The organism is Streptomyces sp. HUAS MG91, from assembly GCF_040529335.1.
Lineage (GTDB): Bacteria > Actinomycetota > Actinomycetes > Streptomycetales > Streptomycetaceae > Streptomyces > Streptomyces tabacisoli.
Window position 1 is genome coordinate 2,281,302 of sequence record NZ_CP159534.1, and the last position, 15,818, is coordinate 2,297,119.

Here is a 15,818-nt window from a genome sequence, read left to right on the forward strand (position 1 = left end):
TGAAACCGGCCCTGGCCCCTAGTTCCCCCGCAGGAGGCAATCACCATGGCCAAGAACCGCAAGCAGAACCGCAATCAGCAGCAGAAGTCGGCAGAGCCGCAGGAGCAGGCCCGGTCGTCGGCCATGGAGGCCGAGGCGAAGTCGGCCGTCCAGGCCACACCGGGGGATGTGGCCCGCAAGCACCGCGAGCGCCGCTTCGGGCACAACTGACGTTCGCCGCGGGACCGTCGCGGCACGGCGAGGGCCGCACCCGGTAGTCCGGGTGCGGCCCTCGCACAGTCGTGTCAGCCCGCCAGGCAGGACGGGCCGAGCAGCACCTTCAGATCGCCGTAGAGCGCCGGGTCCGGCTTGACCCGGTGCCGGTCGAGCCGGAGGACCGTGGTCTTGCGCGGGCCCTGGAGCTTGATCCGCACCTCGCTGTCGCCCCGGTGGTTGGAGAGGATCTCACCGAGGCGGCTGACCATCGGCGGGGTCACCTTCAGGGCGGGGATGGTGAGGATCACCGGCGCGTTCGGGCCCGCGTTCGACAGGTCGGGGACCTGCATCTCCATGGCGACCAGACGCGGCACGTCCTCGCGCTTGTCGAGCCGGCCCTTGACGAAGACGACCGCGTCCTCGACGAGCTGGGTGGACACCAGCTGATAGGTGGCCGGGAAGAACATGCACTCGATGGAACCGGCGAGGTCCTCGACGGTGGCGATCGCCCAGGCGTTGCCCTGCTTGGTCATCTTGCGCTGGAGGCCCGAGATGATGCCGCCGACCGTGACGACCGCGCCGTCACCGAAGTCACCGCCGGTGAGCTGCCCGATGCCCGCGTCCGCCTTGTCGGAGAGCACGTGCTCCAGGCCGAACAGCGGGTGGTCGGAGACGTACAGGCCGAGCATCTCGCGCTCCTGGGCGAGCAGGTAGGTCTTGTCCCACTCGTCGGTGGAGAACTCGACGTCGAGCCCGAAGCCCGGGGCGTCGCTCTCCTCGTCGGCGCCGCCGAAGAGGTCGAACTGCCCTTCCGCTTCCTTCCTCTTGACCGCCACGACGTTGTCGATCATCGGCTCGTACTGCGCGGTGAGGCCCTTGCGGGTGTGCCCCATCTCGTCGAACGCGCCCGCCTTGATCAGCGATTCGGTCGTCCTCTTGTTGCACGCCGCCGCCTCGACCTTGTCGAGGTAGTCGGGGAACGAGGAGTACTTCCCCTTCGCCTTGCGCGAGCGGATGATCGCGTCCACGACGTTCGTACCGACGTTGCGGACCGCCTCCAGGCCGAAGAGGATCACGTCGTCGCCCTGGGCGGCGAAGTTGTGCACCGACTCGTTCACGTTCGGCGGGAGGACCTTGATCTTCATGCGCCGGCACTCGTTGAGATAGACGGCCGACTTGTCCTTGTCGTCCTTCACCGAGGTGAGCAGCGCCGCCATGTACTCGGCCGGGTAGTTCGCCTTCAGGTACGCGGTCCAGTAGGTGACCAGGCCGTACGCGGAGGAGTGCGCCTTGTTGAACGCGTATCCGGCGAAGGGCACCAGGACGTCCCACAGGGCCTGGATCGCCGCGTCGGAGAAGCCGTTCTTCCGGGCGCCCTCCTGGAAGATGGTGAAGTTCTTCGCCAGTTCCTCGGGCTTCTTCTTGCCCATCACGCGGCGCAGGATGTCGGCCTCGCCGAGCGAGTACCCGGCGACGATCTGGGCGGCCTTCTGCACCTGCTCCTGGTACACGATGAGGCCGTAGGTAAGGCCCAGCGTCTCCTTCAGGGGCTCTTCGAGCTCCGGGTGGATCGGCGTGATCTCCTGCCGGCCGTTCTTGCGCTCGGCGTAGTTGGTGTGCGAGTTCATGCCCATCGGGCCCGGCCGGTACAGGGCCGACACGGCGGAAATGTCCTCGAAGTTGTCGGGCTGCATCTGGCGGAGCAGCGAGCGCATCGGCCCGCCGTCGAACTGGAAGACGCCGAGCGTGTCACCGCGGCAGAGCAGTTCGTACGTCTTGGGGTCGTCCAGCGGCACGGACAGGAGCTCCAGCTTCTTGCCCTTGTTGGCCTCCACCATCTTCACGGCGTCGTCCATGATCGTCAGGTTCCTGAGGCCCAGGAAGTCCATCTTGATCAGGCCGAGCGACTCGCACTGCGGGTAGTCCCACTGCGTGATGGTCACGCCGTCGGTGTGCCGGGTCCACAGCGGGGCGTGGTCGACGATCGGCTCGCTGGACATGATGACGCCGGCGGCGTGCACGCCCATCTGGCGGACCAGGCCCTCGACGCCCTTGGCGGTGTCGATGACCTTCTTCACGTCCGGCTCGTTCTCGTACATCCCGCGGATCTCGCCCGCCTCGCTGTAGCGCGGGTGCGAGGGGTTGGTGATGCCGTCGAGGTCGATGCCCTTGCCGAGGACGTCGGCGGGCATCGCCTTGGTGAGGCGGTCGCCCATCGCGTACGGGTAGCCGAGCACGCGCGCGGAGTCCTTGATCGCGTTCTTGGCCTTGATCTTGCCGTAGGTGCCGATCATGGCGACCTTGTCGGCGCCGTACTTCTCGGTCACGTACCTGATCACTTCGACGCGCCTGCGCTCGTCGAAGTCGATGTCGACGTCGGGCATGGAGACGCGCTCGGGGTTGAGGAACCGCTCGAAGATCAGTCCGTGCTCGATCGGGTCGAGGTCGGTGATGCCCATGGCGTACGCGACGATCGAGCCGGCCGCGGAGCCACGGCCGGGGCCCACCGCGATGCCGTTGTTCTTCGCCCACATGATGAAGTCGGCGACCACCAGGAAGTACCCGGGGAACCCCATCTGGATGATGATGTCCATCTCGTACTCGGCCTGCTTCTGCCGGTCCTCGGGGACACCGCCGGGGAAGCGGCGCGCCATGCCGCGGCGCACCTCCTCCTTGAACCAGGTGGTGTTGGTGTAGCCCTCCTCGGGGATCTCGAACTTCGGCATGAGGTCGCGCTTCTCGAACATGCCGGTGGTGTCGATCTGCTCGGCGACCAGCAGGGTGTTGCGGCAGCCCTCCTGCCAGGCGTCCGAGGAGTCGATGGCGTACATCTCGTCGGTCGACTTCAGGTAGTAGCCCGTGCCGTCGAACCGGAAGCGGTCCGGGTCCGAGAGGTTCTTGCCGGTCTGGATGCAGAGCAGGGCGTCGTGCGCGACGGACTCGTGGGAGTACGTGTAGTGCGAGTCGTTCGTCACCAGGGGCGGGATGCCGAGCTTCTTGCCGATCTCGAGGAGGCCGTCGCGGACCCGGCGCTCGATCTCGATGCCGTGGTCCATCAGCTCCAGGAAGTACCGGTCCTTGCCGAAGATGTCCTGGTACTCCGAGGCCGCCTTCAGGGCCTCGTCGAACTGGCCGAGGCGCAGCCGGGTCTGCAGCTCACCGGAGGGACAGCCGGTGGAGGCGATCAGGCCCTCGCTCCACTGGGAGATCGTCTCCTTGTCCATGCGCGGCCACTTCTGCAGCCAGCCCTCGGCGTACGCGTCCGAGGACAGCTTGAACAGGTTGTGCAGGCCCGTCTTGTTCGCCGCCCAGATCGTCTTGTGCGTATAACCACCCGAACCGGACACGTCGTCGCGCTTCTGGTGCGGCTGACCCCACTGGATCTTCCGCTTGTTGCGCCGCGACTCCGGGGCGACGTACGCCTCGATGCCGATGATCGGCGTGACGCCCGCCTTCTGCGCGGAGTGGAAGAAGTCGTACGCCCCGTGCAGGTTGCCGTGGTCGGACATCGCGATGTGCGTCATGCCCATCTCGTTGCACGCGTTGAACATGTCCTTCAGCCGCGCGGCACCGTCCAGCAGCGAGTACTGGGTGTGGACGTGCAGGTGCGTGAAGGGCGGCTTTGACACGGTGGGGGCCTCCGATGGAAAACGCGCGGCGACGGTCTGGGGACAGCTTGGAAGTCTACGACCGACCGCTGACAACCGACGGGCACTCCGGAGTACGGTCGGGCGTTGGACAGGTCAGAACACCTGCCCTGCGTGTCACACAGCTCACGCACCATCTGCACCAGGAGGCACCCCGCGATGTCGGACCCGCAGCCCACCGCTGGAGAGCGCGGCGAGCAGATCCTCGCCGTCTTCGACACCGCGTTCGGCGAGCTGCTCGCCGCGGACCCCGCCGCCTTCCGGGTCAAGTTCCGCAAGATGGCGGCCTCGGCCTTCGCCTTCTACCGCGGGACGGCCTGCCTGTTCTACCAGGACCTGGAGCGTGAGCAGCACGGCGGCCCGTACCTGGACGACCGCACCAGCCGGGTGTGGATCCACGGCGACCTGCACGCGGAGAACTTCGGCACGTACATGGATGCGAACGGCCGGCTGGTCTTCAACGTGAACGACTTCGACGAGGCGTACGTGGGCCCCTTCACCTGGGACCTGAAGCGTTTCGCGGCCTCGGTGGCGCTGATCGGCTACGCGAAGGCGTTCAGCGACGAGCAGATCACCGGTCTGGTGCGCACGTACGCGTCGGCCTACCGCGAGCGGGTCCACTCGCTGGCCACCGGCGCGAAGAACGACGAGGTGCCGCCGTTCACCCTGGACACGGCCGAGGGCCCGCTGCTCGGCGCGCTGCGCGACGCCCGCTCGCGCACCCGCTTCGGGCTGCTCGACTCCATGACGGAGATCCGCGACTTCGAGCGCCGCTTCGCGCCCGGCGGCGGCTCCATCGAGCTGGACGCGGCGACCCGCTACAAGGTGCTCGCGGCCTTCGACGGCTATCTGGAGACACTGCCGGAGTCGTCGCTGGCCCGCCCGGACTCGTACCGCGTGAAGGACGTCGTCGGGCGCCGCGGCATCGGCATCGGCTCGGCGGGCCTGCCCTCGTACAACATCCTCCTGGAGGGCAACAGCGACGCCCTGGAGAACGATGTGGTGATCTACGTGAAGCAGGCCCAGACCCCGGCCGTCTCGCGCCACATCACGGACCCGGCGATCCGCGGCTACTTCCAGCACGAGGGGCACCGCACGGTCATCTCGCAGCGCGCGCTCCAGGCCCACGCGGACCCGTGGCTGGGCTGGACGGAGCTGAACGGCTCGGGGCAGCTGGTCGCCGAGGTCTCGCCGTACGCGGTGGACCTGGACTGGTCGGACATCGACGACCCGGAGGAGATCGACGCGGTCGTCGCCGACCTCGGCCGGGCCACGGCGACGATGCACGCGGCGGCCGACGACCAGTCCGGCGAGTCGCTGGTGCCGTTCTCCACGGAGCGCGCGATCGACGCGGCGATCGCCGCCGACGAGGACGGTTTCGCCGACCTCCTGGTCGACTTCGCGCACCGCTACGGCGCCCGCGCGCGGGAGGACCACCAGATCTTCGTGGACCTGTTCCGCAACGGCCGGATCCCCGGCCTCTGACACACAGCCACCCTTTAGGCATCGTTTACCGTCGGCCATGGCACACTCCTCGGCGATGGACGACATATCCGGGACCCAGCTCAAAGCCGTGCGCGCGGCGCTCTTCACGGCCGTGGCCGTGACGCTGTCCGCCGCGTCGCACGTGCTGCTGTCCCGGGCCCCGCTGCCGCTGCCGACGGTCGGCGCGATCGCCGCCGCCGTGTTCGTGATCGCGTACGCGCTCGCCGGACGTGAGCGCGGCTTCGGGCGGATCGCGGCGCTGCTGGTCCCGCTGGAGCTGGCCGCGGACACGGTCTTCACCACCGGGCAGCACGTCTGTTACGGGGCGGCGGGCGGCCCGGTCGCGGGTCCCCTGCGCTCGTTCGGCTTCGACGTGCTGTGCGCGGGGAACGTGGGCACGCCCCTGGCGCAGATGACCGGCGGCACCGGCAGGGCCGCCGGCCTGCTCGCGCACCCCGGACCTGCGGCCTCCTGGCTGCTGCTCGGCGCGCACGTCACGGTCGGACTGCTCGCGGCGCTGTGGCTGCGCCGCGGCGAGCAGGCGCTGGCCCAGTCGCTGCGCGCGCTGGCCGCGTTCGCGTTCCGGCCGCTGATCGTCGCCTGGGCCACGGTCACCGCGCATCTGGAGCCGGTGGCCGCCCGGCCCCGCCCGGCCGCCCCGGTGCCGGCCGCCCGCGTCCGGATCTGGGTGCACTCCGTGGGACGGCGCGGACCGCCGTGCCTGGCCGCCTGAGCCAGTACACGACAGTCCCCCTCATCCTTCACAGCTACGGAGTACGAACATCATGAGCAAGCGCAACAGCCAGCAGGCGAAGACGGCGGCCCGCGAGCGGCTGCGGATCGAGCGCGAGAAGCAGGCGAAGAAGGCGAAGGCGAAGCGGCAGGCGATCGTCGTGGGGTCCATCGTGGGTGTCCTCGCGATAGCCGGCGGCGTCGGCTACTTCGCGGTGCAGGCCATGAAGCCCTCCCACTGGGAGGAGGCCAAGGACGCGAAGAGCGCCGACGTCGTGGCGCCCGCCCACACCACCGGTACCAACGGCACGACCGTGGTGATCGGCAAGGACAGCGCGAAGAAGACCCTGAAGCTCTACGAGGACTCGCGCTGCCCGGTCTGCGCGGCCTTCGAGCAGACGGTCGGCTCGACCGTGCACAAGGACGTCGAGGACGGCAAGTTCAAGATCCAGTACATCGGCGCCACCTTCATCGACGGCGACGGCGGCGACAAGATCGGCTCCAACGGCGAGGGCTCCAAGAACGCGCTGAGCGCGCTCGGCGCGGCCCTGAACGTCAGCCAGGACGCCTTCCTCGACTACAAGACCGCCCTGTACTCGAAGAAGTACCACCCGGACGAGACCAAGGACGAGTTCAAGAGCGACGACTACCTGATCAAGGTCGCGAACACCGTGGACGCGCTGAAGGACAACAAGGCCTTCCAGAAGGACGTCCGGGACGGCACGTACGACAACTGGGCCATGAAGATGTCCAAGACGTTCGACTCGAACAAGGACGACGTGCGCGGTACCCCGTCCCTCGTCATGGACGGCAAGAAGCTCGTGGGCTCCGACGGCCAGAACGCCCCCATGACGGTGGCGGAGTTCAACACGGCGATCCAGAAGGCGCTCGCGGGCTGATCCGGCCGGGTCCCGTCTGACGTACCGCTGAAGGGCGGGCGAACTCTTCGGAGTTCGCCCGCCCTTGGCGCGTACCGGTCAGTAGTGTGCTCCTCCGTGACCAGTCGACTTCACGCAGATATCTCAACTCCGAGCCGCCGTACGGTGGTCAAGGCCGCGGCCGCCGGCGCCGCCCTCGCCGCCCCGCTGCTCGCGGCTCCCGTGGCACGGGCAGCCGACGGGCCCGCCTTCCTGCACGGCGTCGCGTCCGGCGACCCGCTCCCCGACGGCGTCCTGCTGTGGACGCGGGTGACGCCGACCGCCGAGGCCGTGCCCGGCTCCGGCAAGGGGCCCGACACCCCGGTGAGCTGGGAGATCGCCGAGGACCCGGCGTTCCGTACGGTGGTGGGCCGCGGCACCACGACGGCGAGCGCCGCGTCCGACCACACCGTGAAGGCGGATGTAAGGGGCCTGCGCCCGGCGAGCGCCTATTACTTCCGCTTCTTCACGGGCGACGCGTACTCGCCCGTGGGACGGACCAGGACCGCGCCCGCCGCCGACGCCCGCGAGGAGCTGCGCTTCGGCGTCGTGTCGTGCGCCAACTGGGAGGCCGGCTGGTTCTCCGCCTACCGTCACCTGGCCGCCCGCGCCGACCTGGACGCGGTCCTGCACCTCGGCGACTACCTCTACGAGTACAGGACCGGCGAGTACCCGTCGGCGCAGTACACCGTCCGCCCGCACCAGCCCGCCCACGAGATCGTCTCACTGGCCGACTACCGGACCCGGCACGGGGCGCACAAGACCGACGACGACGTACGGGCGATGCACGCGGCCCACCCGCTGGTGGCCATCTGGGACGACCACGAGTTCGCCAACGACGCCTGGTCGGGCGGCGCCGAGAACCACTCCCCCGACACCGAGGGCGCCTGGGCGGCCCGCAGGGACGCCGCCAAGCAGGCCTACTTCGAGTGGATGCCGGTGCGCCCGTCCATCGCGGGCACCGTCTACCGGCGGCTGCGCTTCGGCGCCCTGGCCGACCTGCACCTGCTGGACCTGAGATCGTTCCGCTCGCAGCAGGCGAGCGTCGGCAGCGGCGCCGTGGACGACCCCGGCCGCACGATCACCGGCCGCGCCCAGCTCGACTGGCTGAAGTCCGGGCTCGCCGCCTCGAACGCGCAGTGGAAGCTGGTCGGCACCTCGGTGATGATCTCGCCGGTCGCCTTCGGCTCCCTGCCGACCCATCTCCTCGCACCGCTCGCCGAGTTGCTCGGCCTGCCCAAGGAGGGCCTGGCCATCAACGTCGACCAGTGGGACGGCTACACGCACGACCGCAAGGAGCTGATCTCCCACCTGCGCGAACGCGGCATCAAGGACACCGTCTTCCTGACCGGCGACATCCACATGGCGTGGGCCAACGACGTCCCGGTGACCGCGGGCACCTACCCGCTCTCGCCGTCCGCGGCGACGGAGTTCGTGGTCACGTCCGTGACGTCCGACAACCTCGACGACATCCTGCACGTCGCGCCCGGCACGCTCTCCACGGTGGCCGAGGGCGCCGTCAAGGCGGCCAACCGGCACGTGAAGTGGCTCGACATGGACTCCCACGGCTACGGCGTCCTGGACGTCACCGCCGAGCGGGCGCAGATGGACTACTACGTGATCTCGGACCGGACCGACCGGAACGCCACGTCCGCCTGGGAACGCTCGTACCGCACGCGCACCGGCACCCAGAGGGCCGAACGCGCGGACGCGCCCGTGAAGTGACGTCCGCGCGGACCGGCTAGAGCGAGTCCAGGAAGCCGAGCGCCACCCGCCAGGTGGCCTCGGCGGCCTCCTCGTCGTAGTCCGGCAGTCCGGGGTCGGTGTAGAGGTGGCCGGCCCCGGGATAGCGGTAGATCTCGACGTCGGCGCCCGTGCGCCCCATCTGCAGGTACCAGGTGTTCAGCCAGTCGTCCGTCTCGAAGACGTCCGGCGAGGCGACGTGCAGCTGGACCGGCAGCTCGTCCACGGACGCGGTCTCCGCGATGTCCGACGTGCCGTGCACCAGCAGCAGCCCGCGGGCCTTCTCGTCGCCCAGCGCGAGGGTCTGCGCGATGGAGGCGCCCAGCGAGAAGCCCGCGTAGACCAGGCCCCGGTCGGAGTAGGGCGCGGCCGCGAGCACCGCCCGCTTCAGCAGTTCGTCCTTGCCGATCTCTTCCTTGAACTCCATGCCCTCCTCGACGGTGTCGAAGGTGCGGCCCTCGAAGAGATCGGGGGTCCACACCTCGTGACCGGCGGCGCGCAGCCGGTCGGCCGCGTCCTTCACGGCGGGCCGCAGACCGAACGTCGAGTGGAACAGCATGATGTTCATGCGTTCCATGGTGCCAGGAACGCCGCAGGTTAGGCGTGCCGGATCCCGGTTACGGTCCAAGGCATGGAGATGGAGAACGTACTGCGCCCGGTGATCGTGATCGGTGGCTCGGTCCTCATCACCCTCCTCGTCGGGTGGGCTGTGGACCGGCTGCTGCAGCGCGCCGACCGACGCCACCACGAGACACCGCTGTGGGGCCTGCTGCGCCGCTGCAGACTGCCGCTCCAGTTCGTGCTCTGCGCGGCACTGCTGCGCGGCTCGTACGACCAGACGAAGCTCGCCAAGGAGCACTCCGCCGGGATCGGCCAGGCCCTCAGCCTGGTGCTCATCGGCGCCACCGCCTGGCTGATCATCCGGGTCGCCGCGGTGATCGTCGAGTCGTCCTACGCCCGTTATGCCGCCGTCCACCGCGATCCCGCCCGGGTCCGCCGGGTGCGCACCCAGGTCGCCCTCATCCAGCGCGTCGTCACGGCCGTGGTCGGCGTGGTGGCGGTCGCGGCGATGCTGCTGACCTTCCCCGCGTTCCGCGCCGCCGGCGCCTCGCTGCTGGCCTCGGCCGGCATCCTCGGCATCGTCGCCGGTGTCGCCGCCCAGTCCACGCTCGGCAACCTCTTCGCCGGGCTGCAGATCGCCTTCGGCGACATGGTCCGCATCGGGGACACGGTCGTGGTGGACGGCGAGTGGGGCACGGTCGAGGAGATCACCCTCACCTTCCTCGCCGTCCGCACCTGGGACGAGCGCCGGATCACCATGCCCGTGTCGTACTTCACGTCGAAGCCGTTCGAGAACTGGTCCCGCGGCGGCGCCCAGATGACCGGCACCGTCTTCTTCCACCTCGACCACAGCGCGCCCCTGCACGAGATGCGCGAGCGGCTGCGCGACATCCTCGGCGAGTGCGCCGCCTGGGACGGCCGCGACTGGGGGCTGGCCGTCACCGACACCACGCCCTCCACGATGCAGGTCCGCGCCCTGGTCACGGCCAAGGACGCCGACGACATCTGGACGGTGCGGGTCACGGTCCGCGAGCAGATGCTGCGCTGGCTGACCGAGAAGCACCCGTACGCGCTGCCGCGCATCAACACGGCGACGGCGCTGCTCGCCCCCGACGAGGCCATGGAGGCCTTCTCCGGCCACATCCTGTCCCGCGACGGCAAGGCCCCACGCACCGGCCGCGGCTGACGATCGCCGTCCCCGCGCCCCTGAAGGCCGCGCGCAGCGCATGCCTTCAGGGGCGCGGGGAACTGCGCGACCAGCCACGACGAGAGCCGCGCGTGACGACTTGTTTTCAGGGGCGCGGGGAACTCCGCGAGAAGCGGCCACCGGCCCGCGCCCGAAGAACCACCCCGAAGCGCGGGGAACCACGACACCCCGCCACCCCCGGCAGGGCTAGCGCAGACTCCGTACATCCAGCTGCCGCAGCACCCGATCCACGACCTCCGGATTGGCCCCGGGCTCACTGCGCGCGGCCAGCACCTCATGCCGCGCGGCCGACATCATCTCGGCCTGGATCCGCCGCACCCGCTTGATCCGCGTATACCGCTTGGCCTGCGTCTCGCGCCGCTCCTCGGCCCCCATCTCGGGATTGATGCGCAGCCCGATGTCGTACGCCCGGCGCAGCATCTGCTCCTGCACCTCGGCCGGCAGCTCCTCGACCTCCTCGATCTCCTTGTACCGCCGCTTCGCGGCCTTCGCGGCGCGCAGCGCCAGCTCCTTCTCGTACTCCTGCTCGGCCTCGGTGTCGGCGCGCACGTTCAGCTTCGTCACCAGCCAGGGCAGGCTCAGTCCCTGGAGCACGAGGGTCGCCATGATGACGCCGAAGGCGATGAAGACGATCTCGTCGCGGTCGGGGAAGGCCGAACCGTCGTCCATGGTCAGCGGGATGGCGAGGGCCAGCGCCACCGACGCCACCCCGCGCATCCCGGACCACCACATGACGACGGTCTCCCGCCAGCTCAGCGGGATGTCCTCGTCGAAGTCGCGACGCGCGTGCATCCGTTTCGTCACCCAGGTCATCGGCGCGAGCCACAGCAGCCGTACGACGATGACGACGGCGACGACCGCGGCCGACCAGCCCAGCATCTCGCCCCAGCGGCCCTGCGCGGTCCTGATGACGTTGTGCACCTCCAGGCCGATCAGTCCGAAGGCGACACCGGTGACGAGGGTGTCGACGACGTCCCAGAAGGCGCGGCCGGTGAGCCGGGTGAGCACGTCATCGGCGTCGAAGGCGTGTTCGGCGAGGAAGATCGCCGTGGTCAGGACGGCGAGCACGCCCGAGCCCTTGAGCTCCTCGGCGAGGACGTACGAGGCGTACGGGATGAGGAGGGTCAGGCCGATCTGGAGGGTGGCGTCGCCGAGGTAGCCCATGAGCTTGTTGGCGGCCCAGCCGAGCCCGAACCCGACGGCGATCGCGACGACGGCGGAGAGTACGAGGTCGAAGGCGGCCCGGGGCAGGGAGAAGGTGCCGCTGACGGCGGCGGCGATGGCGACGTGGTAGAGCACGATCGCCGTCACGTCGTTGAACAGCCCCTCGCCCTCCAGGATCGACACCATCCGCCGGGGCAGCCCGAGTTGGCCCGCGACGGCGGTCGCGGCGACCGGGTCGGGCGGCGCCACCAGCGCGCCGAGCGCGACGGCCGCGGCGAGCGACAGACCGGGCACCACGGCGTTCGCGACGAAGGCGACGCCGGCCGTGGTGACGAAGACGAGGGCGACGGCGAGCAGGAAGATGGGCCGCTTGTTGGCCGCGAACTGCCGCCAGGACGTGCGGTGCACGGCCGCGTAGAGCAGCGGCGGCAGCACGAGGGGCAGGATCAGGTCGGGGTCGATGTCGACGTTCGGCACGGCCCGGATCAGGGCGAGCACGATGCCGAGCAGGGTCATCAGGATCGGCGCGGGCAGCTTGAGCCGGTCGCCGAGCGGCACGCTCAGGACGGCCCCGAGCAGCAGCACGAACAGCAGGGCCAATTGATCCACGGATGCTCCGACCAGGCTCGACGATCATGTGGGTACCGTCGTCCAGGGTGCCACGCGATCCGGGGCAGAACGGCTCGAAAGCGGTGCGGGGCGCACCGATTCGAGCGGCGGCGAACCCGGTCCCGAGCCGGACCGGGCCGCGCCCGGGCTCAGCGGATCGACTTGCGCATCGCCCGGTGCGGAATCCCGGCGTCCGGGAACTCCGGGCCGTAGACCTCGTACCCGAGCCGCTCGTAGAAGCCCAGCGCGTGGGTCTGGGCGTGCAGATCGACGGCCGAGAGCCCGCGGTCCCGGGCGGCGTCCTCGATGGCGCCGACCAGGGCGGCGCCCACTCCGAGGCCCCGGGCGGCCTTGGCCACGGCGAGGCGGCCGAGGGCGCCGACGTCCTCGGCCCCGCCGTTCTTCACCGCGGCGGCCTCGCCGGTCAGCAGCCGGCCGGTGCCGAGCGCGGTCCCGTCCTCCCGGACGGCCAGCACGTGCACGGCGTCCGTGTCGTACGCGTCGTACTCCAGCTCCTGCGGCACGCCCTGCTCGGTGACGAAGACGTCCCTGCGGACGGCGAAGCAGGCGGCCCGGTCCGTCTCGGACTCGGCGACGCGGAGGTCGTACGCGGCGCTCATGCGCTCTCCGCCCGGACCCGGTCCAGCGCCGTCTGGAGGTCGTCGGGGTACTCGCTCGCGAACTCGACCCACTGGCCGTCGGACGGGTGCTCGAACCCGAGGCGCACCGCGTGCAGCCACTGTCGGGTGATGCCGAGGCGCTTGGCGAGGGTGGGGTCGGCGCCGTACGTGAGGTCGCCGACGCACGGGTGCCGGTGCGCGGACATGTGCACCCGGATCTGGTGGGTGCGGCCCGTCTCCAGCTTGATGTCGAGCAGGGAAGCCGCGCGGAAGGCCTCGATGAGGTCGTAGTGCGTGACGGACGGCTTGCCGTCGGCGGTCACGGCCCACTTGTAGTCGTGGTTCGGGTGCCGGCCGATGGGGGCGTCGATCGTGCCACTCATCGGGTCGGGGTGGCCCTGCACGAGCGCGTGGTAGCGCTTGTCCGGGACGCGCTCCTTGAACTGGCGCTTCAGCGAGGTGTACGCGCGCTCGGACTTGGCGACGACCATCAGGCCGGAGGTGCCGACGTCGAGCCGGTGCACGATGCCCTGGCGCTCGGCGGCGCCCGACGTCGAGATCCGGTACCCGGCCGCGGCGAGGCCGCCGATCACGGTCGTGCCGGTCCAGCCGGGGCTGGGGTGGGCGGCGACGCCCACCGGCTTCACGATGACGACGATGTCGTCGTCGTCGTGCACGATCTCCATGCCCTCGACGGGCTCGGCGACGATCTGCACCGGGGCGGGCGCCTGCGGCATCTCCACCTCGAGCCAGGCCCCGCCGTGCACCCGCTCGGACTTGCCCACGACCGAGCCGTCGACCGTGACCTTCCCGGCGGCGGCGAGCTCGGCGGCCTTGGTGCGGGAGAAGCCGAACATGCGGGAGATGGCGGCGTCGACGCGCTCGCCCTCCAGGCCGTCGGGCACGGGCAGGGTTCGGATCTCGGGAATCGTGCTCACCCGTCGAGTATGCAGGAGCGCACCGACAGCCCCGAACCGCAGCCCTGCCACCAGGGCCGCGGTCAGTCCTTGTGGACGGTGCCGTCGGGGTCGATCCCGCGGAAGGACAGCAGCACGATCAGGATGCCGCCGCACACGATCGCGGAGTCGGCCAGATTGAACACCGGGTAGTGCTTCGGCGCGATGAAGTCCACGACGGCGCCCTCGAAGACACCGGGTGCCCGGAAGATCCGGTCGGTGAGATTGCCGAGCGCGCCGCCGAGCAGCAGCCCGAGCGCGATCGCCCACGGCGTGCTGTAGAGCTTCTTCGCGAGCCGCACGATGACGACGATCACCGCGGCCGCGATCACCGTGAAGACGATCGTGAAGGCCTCGCCCATGCCCCAGGCGGCGCCGGGGTTGCGGATCACTTCCAGCTGGAGCCAGTCGCCGAGGACCCGGATGGAGTCCTGGTGCTCCAGCTTCGCGACCACGATGAGCTTGCTCACGAGGTCGAGGGCGTACGCGAGCGCGGCCACGGCGAGCAGCACGACGAGCCGCCGCCTGCCCTTGGGCCGCTCGGCGGCGGCGGCCTGCTCGGGCTCGACCGCCCCCGTCTCAGAGGAATCCGGCGTACCGATGACGCGCTCCGCTTCTGCCACGTGAGTCCCTCAACCTAGTACCTGACTGGGGACGAGCGTACGGCACACGTGTGCGGCCGTACGAGGACGGTACGGCCACGACTCGGCTGCTTCTCGGCTGCGCGACGGGTGCTGACGCTCAGTAGCGCCGCTCCTGCTTCTGCTTGCACTCCACACACAGGGTGGCCCGCGGGAAGGCCTGCATGCGCGCCTTGCCGATGGGGTTCCCGCAGTTCTCGCAGAGCCCGTAGGTGCCGGCGTCGAGCCGCTCCAGCGCCCGCTCGGTCTGGAGCAGCATCTCGCGCGCGTTGGCCGCGAGCGCCATCTCGTGCTCACGCGTGATGTTCTTCGTGCCCGTGTCGGCGTCGTCGTCGCCCGCGCCGTCCCCGGAGTCCCGCATCAGGCCGGCGAGGCCCTCCTCGGCGGCGGCGATCTCGCTGCCGAGCCGCAGCACCTCGCTCTGCAGCTCGGCGCGCGCCTCCTCGACCTCGTCCGGGGTCCAGGGCTCCTCGCCGGGCCGGACCGCCAGCTCGCCGGGTTCGGCGGCGGCCGCCCGCGCCTTGGGAACCGCTTCGGGCTTCTTCGCGGCCGTGGCCGTCCCCTGTGTCTTCTTCGCAACCACTGTCGTGGCTCCCGTCGTCTTCGCGGCCTCGGCCGCGTCCTCGGCCGCGGAGGCGACCGCCTTCTTCGCCGCGCTCTTGCGCCCGGTGGCCTTCTTGGCGGTACCGGGCCTCGCCGTGCTCGCGGTGCCGTCCCCGGCACCGGTCCTCGTGCTCGTACGGGGCGCGGCCGCGGGTCGCTCGGTGCCCTCGGCGGCGCCGTCGGCCGCCGTGTCGGCGCCGGACGCGTTCTTCGCGGAGGCGGAGGTCGCCTTCGCGGTCTTCTTCGCCGCGCCCTTGGTGCTCTTCGTGGCCTTCTTGGCGGGCGCGGCGCTCTTCGCGCTCTTGGCGGGCGCGCTCTTCGCGGGCGCACTGTCCGCCGCCTCGGCCGTTTTGGCCACCTCGGCCGCCTTGGCCGCCTTCCTGGGCGCCGCGGTGTCCCCGGCCACCTCCGCCCGTGCGCTCTTCTTGCCCCCCACGTCCTTCCCGGCACCGCCGGAGGCAGTGGCGCGGGCCGCCCCGCCGGAGGCACCCGCGCCCGTCGATCTGCCGGACTCCGACTGCTGAACGGCGGTCTTCTTCGCCACCATGGCCGCGGCCCCTTCACATATTGTGATCTTGCTCGCGAATCGTGCTGGGACGATAAATCGACTCCAGGCCCGCGGCAACGGGACACCCGCCCCGATCCACCCCCTCCACCACGGTCCGGCGCCCGGCGCGCGACGAACCTGCAAGCGTTGTGCCCAGCTCCCCGACCGGTAATCCGCCCGCCGGCGGCCCA

General features: G+C 70.3%; 13 protein-coding genes. 6 read left to right on the forward strand and 7 right to left on the reverse strand.

Annotation, left to right across the window (positions count from 1 at the left end):
- Window positions 1-45 precede the first annotated feature (45 nt).
- Complete coding sequence (locus ABII15_RS10575) at window positions 46-210, forward strand: hypothetical protein (RefSeq protein WP_351443714.1); 165 nt, start codon at window positions 46-48, stop codon at window positions 208-210.
- A 74-nt stretch (window positions 211-284) separates the two neighbouring features.
- Here ABII15_RS10575 and dnaE read toward each other — a convergent pair whose 3' ends face one another.
- A complete protein-coding gene (gene dnaE, locus ABII15_RS10580) occupies window positions 285-3,824 on the reverse strand; it encodes a DNA polymerase III subunit alpha (RefSeq protein ID WP_353942035.1) in 3,540 nt (1,179 codons plus the stop codon).
- A gap of 177 nt (window positions 3,825-4,001) precedes the next feature.
- Between dnaE and ABII15_RS10585 the strand changes: the two genes are divergently transcribed.
- The 4 genes from ABII15_RS10585 to ABII15_RS10600 all read left to right on the forward strand — a co-directional run bounded on the left by ABII15_RS10585 (window position 4,002) and on the right by ABII15_RS10600 (window position 8,701).
- Window positions 4,002-5,327: a DUF2252 domain-containing protein gene (locus ABII15_RS10585; protein ID WP_353942036.1), complete on the forward strand. Its 1,326-nt coding sequence runs from the start codon at window positions 4,002-4,004 to the stop codon at window positions 5,325-5,327.
- Window positions 5,328-5,382: 55 nt separating this feature from the next.
- Complete coding sequence (locus ABII15_RS10590; RefSeq protein WP_353942037.1) at window positions 5,383-6,060, forward strand: hypothetical protein; 678 nt, start codon at window positions 5,383-5,385, stop codon at window positions 6,058-6,060.
- 52 nt (window positions 6,061-6,112) lie between these two features.
- Window positions 6,113-6,958 (forward strand): thioredoxin domain-containing protein, encoded by an 846-nt coding sequence (locus ABII15_RS10595; RefSeq protein WP_353942038.1) that lies wholly within the window; start codon window positions 6,113-6,115, stop codon window positions 6,956-6,958.
- Window positions 6,959-7,054: 96 nt separating this feature from the next.
- Window positions 7,055-8,701 carry an alkaline phosphatase D family protein gene (locus tag ABII15_RS10600; protein ID WP_353942039.1) on the forward strand — a complete coding sequence of 549 codons (1,647 nt, stop codon included), beginning with the start codon at window positions 7,055-7,057 and terminating at the stop codon, window positions 8,699-8,701.
- A gap of 16 nt (window positions 8,702-8,717) precedes the next feature.
- Here ABII15_RS10600 and ABII15_RS10605 read toward each other — a convergent pair whose 3' ends face one another.
- Window positions 8,718-9,287, reverse strand: a complete 570-nt coding sequence (locus tag ABII15_RS10605) for a dienelactone hydrolase family protein (protein ID WP_353942040.1) — start codon at window positions 9,285-9,287, stop codon at window positions 8,718-8,720.
- A 69-nt stretch (window positions 9,288-9,356) separates the two neighbouring features.
- On the opposite strand from ABII15_RS10605, the gene ABII15_RS10610 reads away from it, so the two are divergent.
- Window positions 9,357-10,466: a mechanosensitive ion channel domain-containing protein gene (locus ABII15_RS10610; protein WP_353947018.1), complete on the forward strand. Its 1,110-nt coding sequence runs from the start codon at window positions 9,357-9,359 to the stop codon at window positions 10,464-10,466.
- Between the two features lie 207 nt (window positions 10,467-10,673).
- On the opposite strand, the gene ABII15_RS10615 is transcribed toward ABII15_RS10610, so the two are convergent.
- The 5 genes from ABII15_RS10615 to ABII15_RS10635 form a co-directional block, all read right to left on the reverse strand.
- Window positions 10,674-12,260, reverse strand: coding sequence for a Na+/H+ antiporter (locus ABII15_RS10615; protein WP_353942041.1), 1,587 nt, complete (start codon window positions 12,258-12,260; stop codon window positions 10,674-10,676).
- A gap of 149 nt (window positions 12,261-12,409) precedes the next feature.
- Window positions 12,410-12,880 carry a GNAT family N-acetyltransferase gene (locus ABII15_RS10620; protein WP_353942042.1) on the reverse strand — a complete coding sequence of 157 codons (471 nt, stop codon included), beginning with the start codon at window positions 12,878-12,880 and terminating at the stop codon, window positions 12,410-12,412.
- Window positions 12,877-13,818: an RluA family pseudouridine synthase gene (locus ABII15_RS10625; RefSeq protein ID WP_353942043.1), complete on the reverse strand. Its 942-nt coding sequence runs from the start codon at window positions 13,816-13,818 to the stop codon at window positions 12,877-12,879. The genes ABII15_RS10620 and ABII15_RS10625 overlap by 4 nt, the downstream gene beginning before the upstream one ends.
- A 62-nt stretch (window positions 13,819-13,880) precedes the next feature.
- Window positions 13,881-14,459 carry a signal peptidase II gene (gene lspA, locus ABII15_RS10630; protein WP_353942044.1) on the reverse strand — a complete coding sequence of 193 codons (579 nt, stop codon included), beginning with the start codon at window positions 14,457-14,459 and terminating at the stop codon, window positions 13,881-13,883.
- Between the two features lie 118 nt (window positions 14,460-14,577).
- Window positions 14,578-15,627 carry a TraR/DksA C4-type zinc finger protein gene (locus ABII15_RS10635; protein WP_353942045.1) on the reverse strand — a complete coding sequence of 350 codons (1,050 nt, stop codon included), beginning with the start codon at window positions 15,625-15,627 and terminating at the stop codon, window positions 14,578-14,580.
- Window positions 15,628-15,818: the final 191 nt, after the last annotated feature.